The sequence below is a fragment of the Stappia sediminis genome (assembly GCF_009826895.1).
Classification (GTDB): domain Bacteria; phylum Pseudomonadota; class Alphaproteobacteria; order Rhizobiales; family Stappiaceae; genus Hongsoonwoonella; species Hongsoonwoonella sediminis.
Genome location: NZ_WUMV01000003.1, coordinates 491738 through 507260 on the forward strand (window position 1 = coordinate 491738; position 15523 = coordinate 507260).

The window sequence follows — 15523 nt, forward strand, 5'->3', positions numbered from 1 at the left end:
GAGCGCCGCCCGGAAGACCGCTTTGCCAGCCCGGATATTCCGGCATGATGCCTTGGCTTCTATCGGTTGTGGGCGGAAGCGTCAATGACGCGTCGGCGCCGGGGACCGGGCAACCGCCGGGAGGTTTTCAGCGTTTGGCAAGTTACGCGCCCGATGTGACGCGCGGTCGGAAGGCGACGGCCGTGAGATCGTCGAGGCGTGGCTCATTGCGCGCATAGTCGTTGAGCCGCTCTTCCAGGGCGTTCAGGATTTCCTCAAGGCTCTGCGTGGCGTGCGTTTCGATCAGCCTCATCGCCTGCCGATAACCGAAAGCGATGCGCTTTTTCCCGCCGATCTGGTCGGTCATGCCGTCGCTCATCAGAAAGAGGGTGGAGTTCGCGTCGACAGGGAATGTCCTTTCGGTGAAGCGGGGCGATTTCGGCGTGTCGGGATAGCCGAGGCTGATCTTGTCGCCCTTGATCCGCTCGACCTTTCCCTCCTTTAGAACAAGAAGGGAAAGCCGCGCGCCGGCGAAGGTCGCCTTTCCGGTGCCGGAATCGATCTGGCAGATCGCGGCGTCCATTCCGTCGTTCGATGAGGCTTCCTCGGTATCCTGGTTGAGGAGACCCCGTGTAAGGTCGCTCAGCATGGTCAGGATCGCGCCTGGGGTCAGGCTCTCGTTTTCGGTGAAGATGCGTTCGATCGTGGCGATGGCGAGCATCGTCATGAACCCGCCCGGAACGCCGTGGCCCGTGCAATCCAGGAGCGCCACGGTAGTGCGTTCCCCGCTGGAAAAGACCCAGTAGATGTCGCCGCCGACGAGGTCGCGCGGCTGCCAGAGCACGGCGGCCTCGCTGAAGGCCTCCGAAACCTGTTCCTGCGTGGGCAAGAGGCCCTGCTGGATGCGCGTGGCATAGGTCACGCTGTCCAATATGGCCTTGTGTGCTTCGCGGATTTCGCTCACCCGCTCGACCTCGCGGTCGAGCATCATGTTGTAGCTCGCGACCACCTTGCCGATTTCGTCTTCGGCGCGATAGTCGACCTTTTGCGGGTCGCCGAAGCGCTCGAACTTCTCGATTGCCCCCAGCATGAGCGAAAGCGGGCGATTGATGAACCAGAGGAAGGCGGCCACGCCCGCGAACGTCAGCGCAAGCCCGCCCGCGACACCGAGCGCCACCAGAACGAGGAATTCGTAGAGCAGATCCATCGCCAGCTTGTCGGGATCGATCCTGACGTGCATCCGCGCGTCCTTGCCGACGATGGGAAGGGGAACATCGAGCGTTCTGCCAAGCTTTTTGATGCGGGAGCAACCGACGACGGGCCATGATGCCGCCGGCGTGTCGGTGTTCGCGGTATAAAGATCGGCGCAGATGACATAGTAGAAAGCGGCGAAGACCGACAGCAATTCGCGCGCGTCCGCCGCCTCGCCCCTTTGCGCAAGCGCGGCGGCGGGACCTGCGACGCGGTTCGAAATCGTGGCGATTTCGGCCGCCACCTCGCCGGTCTGTTCCGCCTGCCGCTGCTGATAGTAGAAGGCGAGGATCAGCGTGTTCATCGCAACGCCAATCAGGATCGTCGCCAGGATATACTTGAAGAATATCCGTCGGCGAACGAGCCCGGTGATACCGCCCCCCAGCGTCTTCACGAGACGCTACTTGCCGAGCTTGGAGATCGCGCCCTGGACGGCCTGCCGATTGTCCAGGATCAGCTGGACGACCCTGTACTGGTCATCGATACGGCGCACGAGGAAATCGGCGTTGATCGTGTTGCCGGCGTCGTCGATCATTTCCGAGCAGACGAAATAGTCGTCTCCCATCGTGACGATGAACGGGTGAACGTTTGCCGGAAAAACGGTCTTCAGTGCGCCTTCCTTTGTGTCGACGTAGCTGTATCCACCGTCAAGGAGGATTGATTCCGTAAATTGCAGCATGGCTGTCTGCAACTTAACCTGAAGTTCTGTGTTGAGTTCTTCTGATTTAGCAGGGGAAATCGCCAGCCAAGCGAAGACGAGAAGTGCGAGTATTTTCATTTCTACGACCCTCGCGTCTTAGACTGTTTTTTATGCTATCATTTTCTTGCGAAGACGGCGAGCCTGGATTTGACTGGCAAAGTGGATCCCAGTCCGTTCCTGCGCGAATGGCCGGCCCGGAGAAGGTGGATGCTTGCAAATGAACTTTACGGGCTGAAAAAGGATCTCCGCGAGCGCGGGATAGTCTTCGCCTATAGCGGCTATGTTACTGAAAACGTTCTGAGCGGCGTGGGCGACGCGCTGAAGAAGAAGCTTGCGATAGAGGATGCGGACACCAAGACGATCCGCAGCGTTTTCGCCGTTTTCGTCGAGCAGATGCAGAATATCATCCGCTACTCGGTGGAGCAGCTTCCCTCGCCCGACCTGCCGCCGTCGGCCGACCACCCGGCGGAGTTGCGCTACGGTATCCTGACGATCGGGCAGGAGGGGGCGGATTACGTCGTCCACGCCGGCAATCTGGTGATGAAGTCCGACGTGCCGCGCATGCGCGAGCGGCTTTCAGCCATCCAGGCGATGAACCGCGAGCAGCTGAAATTCGCCTACAAGGAGCAACTTCGAAGCGGACCGGACGAACACAGCAAGGGTGCGGGCATCGGCTTTATCGAAATCGCGCGCCGGGCGTCGAGCCCGATCGAGTTCGATTTCATGGATATCGACGGCAAGCTCGCTTTCTTCGCGTTGAAAGCCACGATCTGAGCGGGGTGGATATGGAAAATCTCGAGATTCCCGCCACGACGCGCACGCCGGCTGTCGAATTCGACTTTCGCAACAACCACCTGAGGATCAGCGGCGAATCCTATCCGGAGGACGTGACGAGTTTCTACAGCTCGCTCCTGGAAGCGCTCGACCGTTATCTCGACGGGCGCACCTCCGGGGCTTGCCGCTTCGATTTCGAACTTATCTATTTCAACAGCAGCAGCGCCAAGGCGATCATGATGCTGATGGAAAAGCTCGACGAAGCGGCCGGTGCCGGCATGAGCGTCGACGTTCACTGGTTCTACGATCCGCAGGACGAGACGATGCACGAACTTGGAGAGGAGTTCGGCGAAGATCTGCAACACGCGGTTTTCCACCTCGAGAACATTTCACGCTGATGGCGACCACCGATCTGTTTGCCAGGGAGGAGAAGGTTATCGCGGCGGCGGAAAGGCTGCTGGCGGAAACCGCGCCTGCCGATGCAGAAGCCCGCGCGGCTTTCGAAAAGCTGCTTTCCGAATACCGCAAGCTTTTCAAGACGACCCGGCGCATGATGCGGCTGAGCGACCGCAACGAACTCGAGCTTAACGCCCTTGCGGAACAGCGCCAGAAAGCGGCTGACGAGATTTCACGCAAGAATCAGGAGCTGGAGGCGCTTTCGGCCAAGCTTTCCAAGTATCTTTCGCCGCAGGTCTATGGATCGATCTTCTCCGGACGGCAGGAGGTGAAGCTTGCGAGCCGGCGCGAAAAGCTGACGGTGCTTTTTTCCGACATCGCCGGCTTCACGGAGCTGACCGACAAAATGGAGTCGGAGGACCTCACCCTCCTTCTCAACCAGTATCTGACCGAGATGTCGCGGGTCGCGCTCGAATTCGGGGCGACGATCGACAAATATATCGGCGATGCGATCATGATCTTCTTCGGAGATCCGGAAACGCGCGGCGTGCGCGAGGATGCGCTTGCCTGCGTGAAAATGGCGATCGCCATGCAGGCGCGCCTGCAGGACCTGCAAGGCGAGTGGCACGACCAGGGCATACGCGAAGCGCTCGCCTGCCGGATCGGCATCAACACCGGATATTGCACGGTCGGCAATTTCGGCAGCGAAGACCGGATGGACTATACGATCATCGGTGGGGCGGTGAACGTCGCCTCGCGCCTCGAGCACGAGGCAGGTGCAGGCGAGATCTATATTTCCTACGAAACCTACGCGCATATCCGCGACGAGGTTGAATGCGAGGAGGTCGGTTCGCTCCGCGTCAAGGGCGTGGCCTATCCCGTCGCCGTCTACAGAGTGATAGGCCTTGCGGGCGAGGCAGAACGATCCCGCCGGATCGTTGCCGACAGCCCCCATTTCCGCATGCATCTGGAGCCTGAAAGAATGGGCCCGGACGAACGGGAGGAAAGTGCCGCACTCCTGCGCAGGGCGCTCGACGCGCTGGGCGGGTAAGAACAGGCGATACTTGAACGATTGCTCCGTAACGTAAACCATCGCAAGCTGTCGGACTTCGGATGCTAGTGGAGCGAATTTGACATTTGAGTCCCGGTTGCAGCGATGCTCTCGCTCAAATGTCGAATTCAAAAGCTCCACTAGAAACAAATAGTTACATAGTGGTTTTAGAGCTTCCATCATTTGCAACCGAGATTGCGGCAGGGGGATGCAAGTGATGGAAGCAAACCACTAGGAACGACATGCGGGGTGGTGGAGATGGCGGAGCTTTCCTTCTTCGGTGCGGCGGGAACGGTGACGGGATCCTGCTCGCAGGTTCAGACCGGGAATTGCCGGTTCCTGATCGACTGCGGCATGTTCCAGGGCAACCGCTCGGTGCGTGAACTCAATGCAAAGCCTTTTCCCTTCGAGGCGGCCTCGCTCGATTTCGTCATTCTGACGCATGCCCATATCGACCACACCGGGCTGGTGCCGAAGCTCATCCACCATGGCTTTCGCGGGCCTATCTATGCAACGGCCGCGACCCGCGACCTGCTGGAGTTCATGTTGCCGGATTCCGCCTCCATCGTGGAATCGGAGGCCGAGCGCATCTCCCGGCGCAAGCAGCGGCGCAACGCATCGCCGATCCAGCCGATCTACCGCATGGAGGACGCCGAACAGGCGCTGAAGCAGATCGAGCCGTGCGATTTCGAAGCATGGTTCGAGCCGGCGCCCGGCGTTTCTGCCCGCTTCTGGAACGCGGGTCATATCCTGGGGTCCGCTTCCGTCGAACTGAAGATCCTGGAAGACGGGGACGAGCACACTCTGCGCCTTTTGTTTTCCGGCGACATCGGCCCGGACGAAAAGGCTTTCTACCCCGAACCTGAAGCCGGCGAAGGCTTCGACTACGTGATCTGCGAAAGCACCTATGGCGACCGCGACCGGGAGGACTATACGCTTGAAAAGCGCCGCGAGGCCCTGAGAAAGGAACTGGTGGAGGGGCTGGAGCGGGGCGGCAATGTCGTGATCCCCTCTTTTGCCGTGGAACGCAGCCAGGAGCTGCTGCACGACATCGGCGTGCTTCTAAAGCAAAAGGAAATTCCCCCGACAGCCGTTTTCCTGGACTCTCCGCTCGCCAACAAGGTGACGGAGGTCTTCATTCGCTATGCCCACACCTTCGACGATATCGATATCGACGAGGCGGAGCTTTTCCGCGATCCGCGCTTCCGGCTCGTCAAAAGCGTGGAGGAAAGCAAGGCGATCAACCGCGTGACGGGCGGCGCGATCATCATTTCGGCCAGCGGCATGTGCGAGGCCGGGCGCATCAAGCACCACCTGAAGAACAATATCTGGCGCAAGGAGGCGACGATTCTCTTCGTCGGCTATCAGGCGCCGGGAACGCTCGGGCAGATCATCCTGTCGGGCCGCAAGGATGTTCGCATCCATGGCCGGGAGTACAAGGTGCGCGCGACCATCCGCCAGATTGGCAATTACTCAGCCCATGCCGACCGCAGCGAGCTTGTCGACTGGATAATGGAGCGCAGCCCCATCGTCGGTGGGCTTTTCCTCAATCACGGCGAACAGGAAGCGCGCATGAACCTGCGCCTGTTGCTTGGCGAAAAGGGGCTGGAGCTTGAAAAGATCCTGCTGCCGATGTTCGACGAGACCTTCGAGCTTGTGGCCGGCACCGCCCAGTCCAAGGGCCGCGCGGCGCAGCGTATCGACGACGCAGCACTTGCCCACGACTGGCACAACCAGTACGCGGAATTCAGCCTTGCGCTGTCGAACCGTCTTGAGGGCATGGAAGATCCGCACGAGCGGGAAGCGCTGTTGAAAGAGTTGCAGGAGGCCTTGGGAGGTTGAGCCGATGTTGAGTGAGCCCGAGCGGTCTCACCATGGCGAGTTTTGTAGTTGGGGGCGGAATCAATTATAGACCTCTGAGATTACAGAAATATCGAATTTTCGGAGGTTTAAGATGACGCGTTGGGCTGTAGTTTTCGAGGATACTCCGGGAATGCTCGTTCATCGCCGTAAATTCGGCGGTGAACATATCGCCTATCTGGAGAAGAACTCGGATAAGATACTTGTTGGTGGCGGACTTCGACCGGTTCCGGATGCGCCATTTGTTGGTGGATTGTGGATTGTCGAGGCAGAAACTTATGACGAAGTCGTGCAACTTGTCTTGGAAGACCCGTATTTTTGCCCGGATCATCGCCGTTTCAAAATCTTCTTTTGGGGAAAGGCAATCGACAAAGAGGTCACGATCTGAGGGGCGATAGTCCCGATAATATTTTTTTAGAAATTGGCTCTGCGCCGGCGAGTACCGCGGGGCTTACCATTCGAACAGCAGGTTCACATAGCAAATCCTCGTCTCTGACGTAGCGAAAACAACGATCCGCCACAATCGCGCGCTTCACAGTGGCCTGACGATAATTTGGATCGTTTCAGGTTACGAGGTTTCCATGCGCTTTTTCCGCGCCGCTGCCCGGCTCTGTGTTGCCGGTTTCATTTCCGCCGTCGCAGTTCTGCCCGCGGCATCGGTTGAACTCGGGGAACGGCAAGCGTTTTCCTTCGATCTTCTGGCCGAGCGGGCGAAGGGATTGGCTGAGGAGCCATATGAGCCGGCGAAAATCCGCGCGAGCGAGGCGCTGGAAGCCATCGATTATGACGCTCACTGGAAGATCGTCTTCGACAAGGAGCACACGGTCGACATTGCCGACGGCGTTCCGGTGCAGATGTTTCACATGGGCCGCTACTTCAAGGAGCCGGTGAAGCTTCATCTGGTGGAGGGCGGAAACGCCCGCGAACTCCTCTATTCGCCGGATTACTTCGACATGCCGGAGGATAGTCCGGCCCGAAAGTTGCCCGACGACATCGGCTTTGCCGGCTTTCGCGTGATGCGCAAGGATCTCAAGACCGACTGGATATCCTTCCTCGGCGCCAGCTATTTCCGCACGGACGGCGCATCACGGCAATACGGCCAGTCAGCGCGTGCGCTTTCCATCGACACGGGCCTTGCATCGCCGGAGGAGTTCCCGCGGTTTTCGGAATTCTGGTTGGGCGGGGCGGAGGAAGACGGCGCCACCATGACGATATATGCGCTTCTGGAAAGCAGGAGTGTCGTTGGCGCATATCGTATGGAGCTTCAAAACAGGGATGGCGAGGGCCAGATCGTCGATGTGGATGCCAGGCTCTTTTTTCGGGAAAAGGTGGAGCGCCTTGGCATTGCGCCGCTAACCAGCATGTACTGGTATTCGGAGGCGAACCGCCCTTCCGCCGCCGACTGGCGGCCGGAAGTGCATGACACGGACGGCCTTGCGATCCTTGCCGGGAATGGCGAGCGCATCTGGCGTCCGCTGAACAATCCGAAGATAATCCGCACGTCCAGTTTCTATGTCGGCGATGTGAAGGGATTCGGCCTTGCGCAGCGCGATCGGGAATTCGAGAACTATCAGGACGACGGTGTCTTCTATAACCGCCGGCCTTCGGTCTGGATCGAACCGCTGAAGCCCTTCGGCAAGGGCATGGTGCAGCTTGTCGAGTTGCCGACGGATGACGAGATCTACGACAATATCGTCGCCTATTGGTCACCGGAAAAAATGCCGGAAAAGGGCGATGCTCTGGAGTTTTCCTATCGCATGCGCTGGGCCGACGCCCATCCGCAAGCGGGCGCCGGATCGCGCGTCGTCGCAACCCGCATCGGCCAGGGCGGCGTGCCGGGTCAGCCGAGACCGAAGGGGCAGGCGAAGGTCGTCCTCGATTTCGAGGGCGAAGCGCTGAAGGGCCTTGGCCGCGAGGACGGCCTCGAACCGCTGGTCGAGCTTTCACGCGGAGAGCCGATCAATCCTTATCTCCTGCCCGTCGTCGGCACCGACCGCTGGCGGCTGATCTTCGACGCGAAGATCGAAGGTAGCGAGCCTGTGGAAGCGCGCGTCTACCTGAAGAGGGGTGAAGACGTTCTGTCGGAAACCTGGCTCGGCCAGCTTATCCCTTCGTATGTGAAGTCGGACAAGGCCACCTTGCAATAACCTCGCGCAGAAACCCTCAGGGCTTAGAGCATGTCCCCCAAAAGTGGGAACCGGTTTTGGGGCAAGGACATGCGCAATATCAAATAGATAGAGCGCGTCTGGTGATTTCGATTAAACAAGACGCGCTCTAAAGTCTTCTGGCGCCATTTCGAAACCGGAGAATTCGAAGCCGGGCGCGACGGTGCAGCCAACGAGCGTCCAGGGGCCGAGGCTTCTCGCCGATTGCCAGGCATGCCGGGGCACGACGCCTTGCGGGCGCTCGCCGCCGGCAAGGTCGGGGCCGAGGGTAAGTTCCTGCCGATTCCCCTCCTTTTCGGCAATAGACAGGATAAGCGGCCCACCCGCATACCAATGCCAGATTTCCACGGCATCGACCCGGTGCCAGGCGGAAACGGCTCCGCCCGGCAGGAGATAGTAGATCGCGGTGGAGGCAGCCCGCCCCGCCTCGTCGCACTGGGGATCGCGAAACGTCTCCTTGTAGAAGCCGCCCTCGGGGTGCGGCTCCATCTGAAGAAGCTTTACGACCTGATCGACCGAAAGATCGGGCAATGCGGCAATGCGGTCCGGCGTCATGGCGGCCTCCTGCTTGAGCCTTTCTCAGCCGCGGAAGTTGTCCTTGCGCGTGCGAAGTTCCGCGAAAACCTCCGCCGACGATGCGCCCTCCTTGCCGATCGCCTTGCGGATCGACGGATCGTTCGTGCGCAGGAACGGGTTGGTGGCAAGTTCCTGTTCCATCGTCGTCGGCAGGGTGGACCTGCCGTCATTCCTCAGGTCGGCGACTTCCTTGGCGCGGCGGGCAAGCGCGGGATTGTCCGCGTCGACCGTCAGGGCGAATTTCACGTTGGCTGTCGTGTATTCGTGACCGCAGTAGATGTTCGTATCGCCCGGCAGCAGGCGGGCGAGCTTTTCAAGCGAGGCCGACATCATCTCCATGTCGCCTTCCATCACGCGTCCGCAGCCGACGGAAAACAGCGTGTCGCCAGTGTGCGCGAATTTCGCGGCAGGCGCCCACCACGATATCTGGTCAAGTGTATGACCCGGCGTGCCGACCGCGGCAAATTCCAGGTCGCCGATCATGACATGGTCGCCATCTTCCACATAGGAATCGACGTCGGAAATTTTGCCTTTGGAGATGTTCGGGGCTACGACTTTCGCGCCCGTCGCCTCCTTCAGTTCGCTCAATCCTTCAACGTGGTCCCAATGGTGGTGGGTGATCAGGATATCGGTCAGCTTCCAGCCTGTTTGTTCCAGCGCTTCGAGATATGGTCCGGCGGCGGGAACGTCGAAAGCGACGGTGCGTCCGCTGTCGGGCAGGTGGATGAGCACGCCGAAATTGTCGCTGAGGCATGGAAACTGCTTGATCTCGAAGCGGGGTGTGTCGGTGGACATGGTCGTCTCCTCGTAAAGGACTGTCGAAAGATGTTCGGGAGACTGACAAAGCATTGGCGTCACGGCAAGCTCGCAGCGGATATCGCGCATTCAATGTTGCGTTCCAGGGTAAGGAACGGTTCAATCCATTGGTCCCGAAGCGGCCTTCGGCATTGCCGGCCGGCCTGCCCGGGAAGCGGCAGGGGCTGACCATGTTTCTCGACGTCGTCGATCTAAAGACGTTCTACGATTTGCCGTTGGGGCGCATGCTGCGCGTCCTGGTGGGACAGCGCCTGCGCGCCGCCTGGCCCACGGTCGCGGGCCAGCGCCTGCTCGGCCTCGGGTATGCCGGGCCGTACCTTCGCCCTTTCATGGACGAGGCGGAGCGCACCATCGCGGCGATGCCAGCAGCACAAGGCGTGGTTGCCTGGCCGCGCGAGCGCGACAATGCCGCGACGCTCGTGGACGAAACCAACCTTCCTTTTCCCGACAGCATGTTCGACCGCATTCTCGTGGTGCATGCCATCGACCATTGCCGCGACCCGTTGGAGCTCCTGCACGATGCCTGGCGGGTTCTGGTGCCCGGTGGCAAGCTCGTGGTGGTCGTCGCCAACCGCCGGGGGCTATGGGCGCGCACCGAAACCTCGCCTTTCGGCTATGGGCGTCCATATTCGCGAGGGCAGCTCGAGGCGCTCCTGAAGGATTGCCAGTTTCAGGTCTCGGCAAGCGACGAGGCGCTTTTCCTGCCGCCGACGCGTTCGCGATTTCTCTTGAGGTCGGCGCGCACATGGGAACGGATCGGCCGCAGGCTCTGGCCGGCTTTCGCCGGGCTTCTCGTGATCGAGGCGGAAAAGCAACTCTTCCGGGGCCTCGCGGCAGGCGAAGGCAAGCGCGTGCGCGCTCCAAGGCCCGTCTTCATCCCCCAGGGGGCAGCGGGCCTGAACGGGCGCAGCCGCCACCCGGAAGCTCAAAAGCCGCGCATATCAACTTGAGTTTTTTAGCGTTTCAGCAGGAACACGGCCTGCTGTCCGACGAGGTTCCACACCCACCACGGCGCGTTGAAGCCGACCTTGCGGCCCATGTCGTTGAGCGCCATTGCCTTGACGACCCTCGCGTCGACCTCTTCGCAAAGCGCCACGAAGTCGCGAATCGTGCAGAAGTGGATGTTCGGCGTGTCGTACCAGGAATAGGGCAGGTAGTCGGTCACCGGCATGCGGCCGTAGAAGAGCAGTTGCAGGCGGTTCTTCCAGTAGCCGAAGTTCGGGAAGGAGACGATCACGTTCGAACCGATGCGCAACAATTGCTTCAAGACCGTCTTCGGCTCGCGCGTCGCCTGCAGCGTCTGGCTCAGGATGACGAAATCGAACGCATTGTCCGGATAGTCGACAAGGTCCCTGTCGGCATCGCCCTGGACGGCGGAAAGACCGCGTGCGACGCAGGCGTTCACCCCGGCCTGGCTGATTTCCATGCCTCTTCCGTCGACGCCGCGTTCGCGCGTCAAGAGGTCCAGCAGTGCCCCGTCCTCGCAACCGACGTCAAGGACCCGCGCGCCCTGGGTCACCAGATCGCAGACGAGCCTGTGGTCGCCGCGCACCGCCTTTTGCAGCGTGCCGTTTTCCTCGATTAGGGCTGACGATACGGCGGTCATAGCCCGCCTCCCGGAGCCGGAATACCCCGCGCGTTCGCCGCTCCGGTCAGGAAGCCGCGGATCGTGCGGAACATCTCAGGCTCGTCGAGCAAAAAGGCATCGTGGCCGCGGTCGCTTTCCACTTCCACGAAGGAAACGTTGGCGGCCGCCGCGTTCAGCGCTTTCACGACAACCTTGCTTTCGACCGTCGGAAACAGCCAGTCGGAGGTAAACGACATGACGAAGAAGCGCGTCGGCGAGTGCAGGAAAGCGCGCGCCAGCGATCCTCCGTAATCGGCGGCAAGGTCGAAATAGTCCATCGCCCGCGTCACATAGAGATAGCTGTTGGGGTCGAACCGGTCGACGAAGGTCATGCCCTGGTGGCGCAGGTAGCTCTCGATCTGGAAATCGGCATCGAAGCCGAAGCTGATCGCTTCGCGGTCCTGCAGGTTTCGCCCGAACTTGCGGTGCAGTGCGGCATCCGAAAGATAGGTGATATGTGCGGCCATGCGCGCGACCGCGAGACCCTTTGAAGGCCTCAGCCCTTTTTCGTGGTAGGCGCCGCCGGCCCAGTTCGGATCGGCCATGACCGCCTGCCGGCCCACCTCGTGAAAGGCGATGTTCTGCGAGGAATGACGCGCGGCCGCCGCGATCGGCAGGGCGGAGAATACGCGCTCGGGGTAGCTTGCGGCCCATTGCAGCACCTGCATGCCGCCCATGGAGCCGCCGATGACGGCAAACAGCGTGTCGATGCCGAGATGGTCGATAAGCCGGGCCTGCGAACGTACCATGTCGCGAATGGTCACGACCGGAAGATCGAGCCCCCAGGGCTTGCCGGTCGCAGGGTTTGCGGAGGCGGGGCCGGTGGTGCCGAGGCACCCGCCCAGCACATTGGCGCAGATGACGAAATATTTGTCGGTATCGACCGGCCGCCCGGGTCCGACCATATGAGACCACCAGCCGGGCTTGCCCGTTATGGGGTTTTGAGAGGCGACGTATTGATCGCCGGTGAGCGCATGGCAGACGAGTACGGCGTTCGTCCGTTCGGCGTTCAGCGTTCCGTAGGTTTCATAGGCGATCTGCCAGGGGCCGAGTTCTTCGCCGGCATCGAGTGCAAGCGCCTGGTCCGCGCCGAAGACGATCTTCTTGCTCGAGGGGTTGTCCGCCTCGTTCTGCGCGACAAGTCGCGTGACGCCTTCGCTGCCGCTTTCGTCTGCTTTGCTGGTGGTGCTCGTCATGGCGTTTGTTCGTACAACCCCTTATTCGCCCGTGCAACCGGCGCGAGGGGAAACTGAGGTAGGCCCGGGCTGCCTGCCCGTCAACGTTTTCTTTTGCTTTCACCGCCCCCGTTACCTATGAATGCTGCGCCTGAGAAACGCGGCGAAGAAGGCGAGCGACGTGCCGAGCGACGGGAAAAGGAACGATCTGAGGGCCGGAGGCGGCGGCAGCGCGTCGATTGCGGATGCCGCCTTGCGGCTTGAGAAGATCGATGCGGACTTGCAGGCGCTTATCGGCGAGCGCCTTGCCGTTTCGCGGGAAATCCTCGGAAATCCGGCCACTTCCGGCGGAGCGCGGGGGCTTTTTTGCGAAAGCCTCGACGAGGCTTTGCGCGCCTGCGTGGAGCGTTACAAGGCCGATGCCCCGATAACGACGCTGGAGCCCGTCTGGCGGGCGCTTGCCGCCGCCGCTGCCGGGGATATTGAAATCCATTGCGAGACGGCGGAAGACCCGGCGGCACTTCTTGAGGCGGTGCGCTATCATTTCGGCTTTTCAATTCCTGTTGAAGCGGCGGGTGACGCGCCGGACGTGATCCGCGCGGTCGCTGAAAACGACAGGGCTCTGGGCCTGATCAGGCTCGATGAGCGCGCCGATCTGCCCTGGTGGCGCAGCCTCGGCGCGCCGGCGCCGGAAATCGTTGCGCGGCTGCCCTTCCTCGTCGCGGAGGAGCGCCCGGCCGACATGCCGCTGATCGTCGTGGCGCAGAGCACCGGCGCGGAAGAGCGGGACGTTGCCGCCTATGACGCGCGCTGGCGGGGCGCGCTGCCCGGGCGGCTGATGGCCGGCGGACTGGAGGTGCTGGCTTTTCACCGGACTTCCGAGGGGGTGGATGCGCTGATTGCGGCGCGCGGAGATCATTCCGCCGGTGATGTCGCGCGCCTGTGCGCCGAAGCCGGAGCGGAACCCGACACCCTTCGGAGGGTTGGCGCCTATGCCGCGCCGATAGATATCGACGAAGCCGCAGACGAGACGTGGGACGAGAAAGAAAGCTGAGTGACGATGACCATGACCGACGTTGCTTCCGACCGCGCGGCAAAGCGCCCCGTGCCGCGCCCCGGCGTTCTGGAGATTGCGCCTTATATTCCCGGCCGCTCGAAGGCGACGGGCGGCGACAAGCTGCACAAGCTTTCGTCCAACGAAACGCCGCTGGGGCCGAGCCCGCGCGCGATCGAGGCGCTGCGTTCGCTCGATCACCTGGAGCACTATCCGGACGGTGCGGCGACCGACCTGCGCGCGGCGATCGCGCGCGTCAACGGGCTCAACGCCGACCGCATCATCTGCGGCACCGGTTCGGACGAGATCCTGGAGCTTGTCGCGCGTGCCTATATCGGCCCGGGCGACGAGGCGATCTACAGCGAATACGGCTTCCTCGTCTACAAGATCGCGATCCTGGGTGCCGGCGGAACGCCGGTCGTCGCGCCCGAAAAGGGCATGACCGCGGATGTCGACGCGATCCTTGAGCGCGTTACCGGGCGCACGAAGGTCGTCTTCCTCGCCAACCCGAACAATCCGACCGGCACATACCTGCCGTTCAGCGAGATACGCCGCCTGCATGCCGGCCTGCCGGCTCATACGCTTCTCGTCCTCGATGCGGCCTATGCGGAATACGTGCGCCGCAACGACTACGAGGCGGGCGTGGAACTGGCGGCGACCGCCGACAACGTTCTAATGACGCGCACGTTTTCCAAGATCTACGGCCTTGCGGCGCTCCGCCTTGGCTGGGCCTACGGGCCGGATCACGTCATCGATGCGCTAAACCGCATTCGCGGCCCCTTCAATGTGAATTCGGCTGCCATGGCCGCCGGTATCGCGGCGATGGAGGACCGGGCGTTCGTCGAGCATGCGGTGGAGCACAACGAAAAGTGGCTGCCTTGGGTGACGCGTGAAATCGAAGGTCTTGGCCTGAAGGTCACGCCGAGCGTCGGCAATTTCATTCTCATCCACTTCCCCGAGGGCGTGGGCCAGACGGCCGCTGATGCGGATCTCTATCTTTCCGCGCGCGGCTGCGTCCTGCGTCAGGTCTCTGCCTATGGCCTTCCCAATGCCCTTCGCATGTCGATCGGCACGGAGGAGGCCAACCGCGACGTTATCGCAACCCTCAAGGAATTCATGGGCGCCTGAACCGCCTGACCGTAAAAGGAATTGAAGCTCACCTCATGTCAGCTCCGCTCGTTCGCCGTCTAGCCCTTATCGGTATCGGCCTGATCGGTTCCTCGCTCGCGCGCGTTGCGCGAAAGGAGGGGCTTGCCGAGAAAATAGTGATCTCCACCCGCTCGGCCGAAACGCTGAGGCGGGCGGAAGAGCTCGGGCTTGGCGACCGATATTGCCTGGATGCGGGCGAAGCGGTAGAGGATGCCGATCTCGTCATCGTCTCCGTGCCGGTCGGGGCCAGCGGGGCTGTCGCCAAATGGATCGCGCCTTCGCTGAAGCCCGGCGCGATCCTGACCGACGCGGGCTCGACCAAACGTTCCGTCATCGAGCAGATGGCACCGCATGTTCCCGAAGGCGTGCATTTCATTCCCGGTCATCCGATCGCCGGCACGGAGCAATCCGGTCCGGATGCAGGCTTCGCCGAACTGTTCCGCAACCGCTGGTGCATCCTCACCCCGCCCGAGGGAACGGATCCTGCCGCGATTGCGAGGCTCACCGCCTTCTGGGAAGGTTGCGGTTCGACTGTCGATACGATGGATGCCGAACACCATGACCTGGTGCTCGCCATTGTCTCGCATCTGCCGCATATCATTGCCTACAACATCGTTGGAACGGCGGACGATCTGGAGGCGGTCACCAAGTCGGAAGTGATCAAGTATTCCGCGTCCGGTTTCCGCGACTTCACGCGCCTTGCCGCATCGGATCCGACCATGTGGCGCGACGTCTGCCTTTATAACAAGGATGCGATCCTGGAGATGCTGGCGCGCTTTTCCGAGGACCTGGCCGCCCTGCAACGGGCGATCCGCTGGTCCGACGGGGACAAGCTTTTCGACATCTTCACGCGTACGCGCGAAATCCGCCGCTCCATCGTCGAGGCGGGGCAGGATACCGCCGTCCCGAACTTCGGGCGCGACATGGCACAGGCGGAAGCCGGAGAATAG

General features: G+C 61.5%; 16 protein-coding genes. 10 read left to right on the forward strand and 6 right to left on the reverse strand.

All coding sequences use genetic code 11. From position 1 onward, the window contains the following. Window positions 1-142: 142 nt before the first annotated feature. Entirely contained in the window at window positions 143-1624 is a 1482-nt protein-coding gene (locus GR183_RS09200; protein ID WP_160775304.1) for a SpoIIE family protein phosphatase, read from the reverse strand. Between the two features lie 6 nt (window positions 1625-1630). Further along, complete coding sequence (locus tag GR183_RS09205) at window positions 1631-1909, reverse strand: transmembrane 9 family protein (protein WP_160775305.1); 279 nt, start codon at window positions 1907-1909, stop codon at window positions 1631-1633. A gap of 228 nt (window positions 1910-2137) precedes the next feature. On the opposite strand from GR183_RS09205, the gene GR183_RS09210 reads away from it, so the two are divergent. From GR183_RS09210 to GR183_RS09235, 6 genes are all read left to right on the forward strand, one after another. Then, a complete protein-coding gene (locus tag GR183_RS09210; RefSeq protein ID WP_160775306.1) occupies window positions 2138-2704 on the forward strand; it encodes a SiaB family protein kinase in 567 nt (188 codons plus the stop codon). Between the two features lie 11 nt (window positions 2705-2715). Further along, window positions 2716-3102 (forward strand): DUF1987 domain-containing protein, encoded by a 387-nt coding sequence (locus tag GR183_RS09215; protein WP_160775307.1) that lies wholly within the window; start codon window positions 2716-2718, stop codon window positions 3100-3102. Continuing rightward, the gene (locus GR183_RS09220) at window positions 3102-4151 is read left to right on the forward strand and encodes an adenylate/guanylate cyclase domain-containing protein (RefSeq protein ID WP_160775308.1); all 1050 of its coding nucleotides are present in this window, start codon (window positions 3102-3104) and stop codon (window positions 4149-4151) included. The genes GR183_RS09215 and GR183_RS09220 overlap by 1 nt, the downstream gene beginning before the upstream one ends. A 258-nt stretch (window positions 4152-4409) precedes the next feature. Beyond that, a complete protein-coding gene (locus GR183_RS09225) occupies window positions 4410-5993 on the forward strand; it encodes an MBL fold metallo-hydrolase RNA specificity domain-containing protein (RefSeq protein WP_160775309.1) in 1584 nt (527 codons plus the stop codon). 112 nt (window positions 5994-6105) lie between these two features. Beyond that, on the forward strand, window positions 6106-6399 hold the full coding sequence (locus GR183_RS09230; protein WP_160775310.1) for a YciI family protein: 294 nt from the start codon (window positions 6106-6108) through the stop codon (window positions 6397-6399). 193 nt (window positions 6400-6592) lie between these two features. After that, the gene (locus GR183_RS09235) at window positions 6593-8158 is read left to right on the forward strand and encodes an OpgD/OpgG family glucan biosynthesis protein (protein ID WP_160775311.1); all 1566 of its coding nucleotides are present in this window, start codon (window positions 6593-6595) and stop codon (window positions 8156-8158) included. Window positions 8159-8269: 111 nt separating this feature from the next. On the opposite strand, the gene GR183_RS09240 is transcribed toward GR183_RS09235, so the two are convergent. Both GR183_RS09240 and gloB read right to left on the reverse strand, forming a co-directional pair. After that, window positions 8270-8731 (reverse strand): cupin domain-containing protein, encoded by a 462-nt coding sequence (locus GR183_RS09240; RefSeq protein ID WP_160775312.1) that lies wholly within the window; start codon window positions 8729-8731, stop codon window positions 8270-8272. Between the two features lie 24 nt (window positions 8732-8755). Next, entirely contained in the window at window positions 8756-9547 is a 792-nt protein-coding gene (gene gloB / locus GR183_RS09245; RefSeq protein WP_160775792.1) for a hydroxyacylglutathione hydrolase, read from the reverse strand. 191 nt (window positions 9548-9738) lie between these two features. Between gloB and GR183_RS09250 the strand changes: the two genes are divergently transcribed. After that, window positions 9739-10518, forward strand: a complete 780-nt coding sequence (locus tag GR183_RS09250; RefSeq protein WP_160775313.1) for a methyltransferase domain-containing protein — start codon at window positions 9739-9741, stop codon at window positions 10516-10518. Window positions 10519-10523: 5 nt separating this feature from the next. Here GR183_RS09250 and metW read toward each other — a convergent pair whose 3' ends face one another. Both metW and metX read right to left on the reverse strand, forming a co-directional pair. Then, a complete protein-coding gene (gene metW / locus GR183_RS09255) occupies window positions 10524-11174 on the reverse strand; it encodes a methionine biosynthesis protein MetW (RefSeq protein WP_160775314.1) in 651 nt (216 codons plus the stop codon). Continuing rightward, window positions 11171-12391 (reverse strand): homoserine O-acetyltransferase MetX, encoded by a 1221-nt coding sequence (gene metX / locus GR183_RS09260; RefSeq protein ID WP_160775315.1) that lies wholly within the window; start codon window positions 12389-12391, stop codon window positions 11171-11173. The genes metW and metX overlap by 4 nt, the downstream gene beginning before the upstream one ends. Window positions 12392-12512: 121 nt before the next feature. On the opposite strand from metX, the gene GR183_RS09265 reads away from it, so the two are divergent. Genes GR183_RS09265 through GR183_RS09275 form a run of 3 tightly spaced genes read left to right on the forward strand, consistent with a single transcriptional unit; the run spans window position 12513 to window position 15523 of the window. Then, the gene (locus tag GR183_RS09265) at window positions 12513-13424 is read left to right on the forward strand and encodes a chorismate mutase (protein WP_160775316.1); all 912 of its coding nucleotides are present in this window, start codon (window positions 12513-12515) and stop codon (window positions 13422-13424) included. A gap of 6 nt (window positions 13425-13430) precedes the next feature. After that, on the forward strand, window positions 13431-14552 hold the full coding sequence (hisC, locus tag GR183_RS09270; protein WP_160775317.1) for a histidinol-phosphate transaminase: 1122 nt from the start codon (window positions 13431-13433) through the stop codon (window positions 14550-14552). A 35-nt stretch (window positions 14553-14587) separates the two neighbouring features. Next, complete coding sequence (locus GR183_RS09275) at window positions 14588-15523, forward strand: prephenate/arogenate dehydrogenase family protein (RefSeq protein ID WP_160775318.1); 936 nt, start codon at window positions 14588-14590, stop codon at window positions 15521-15523.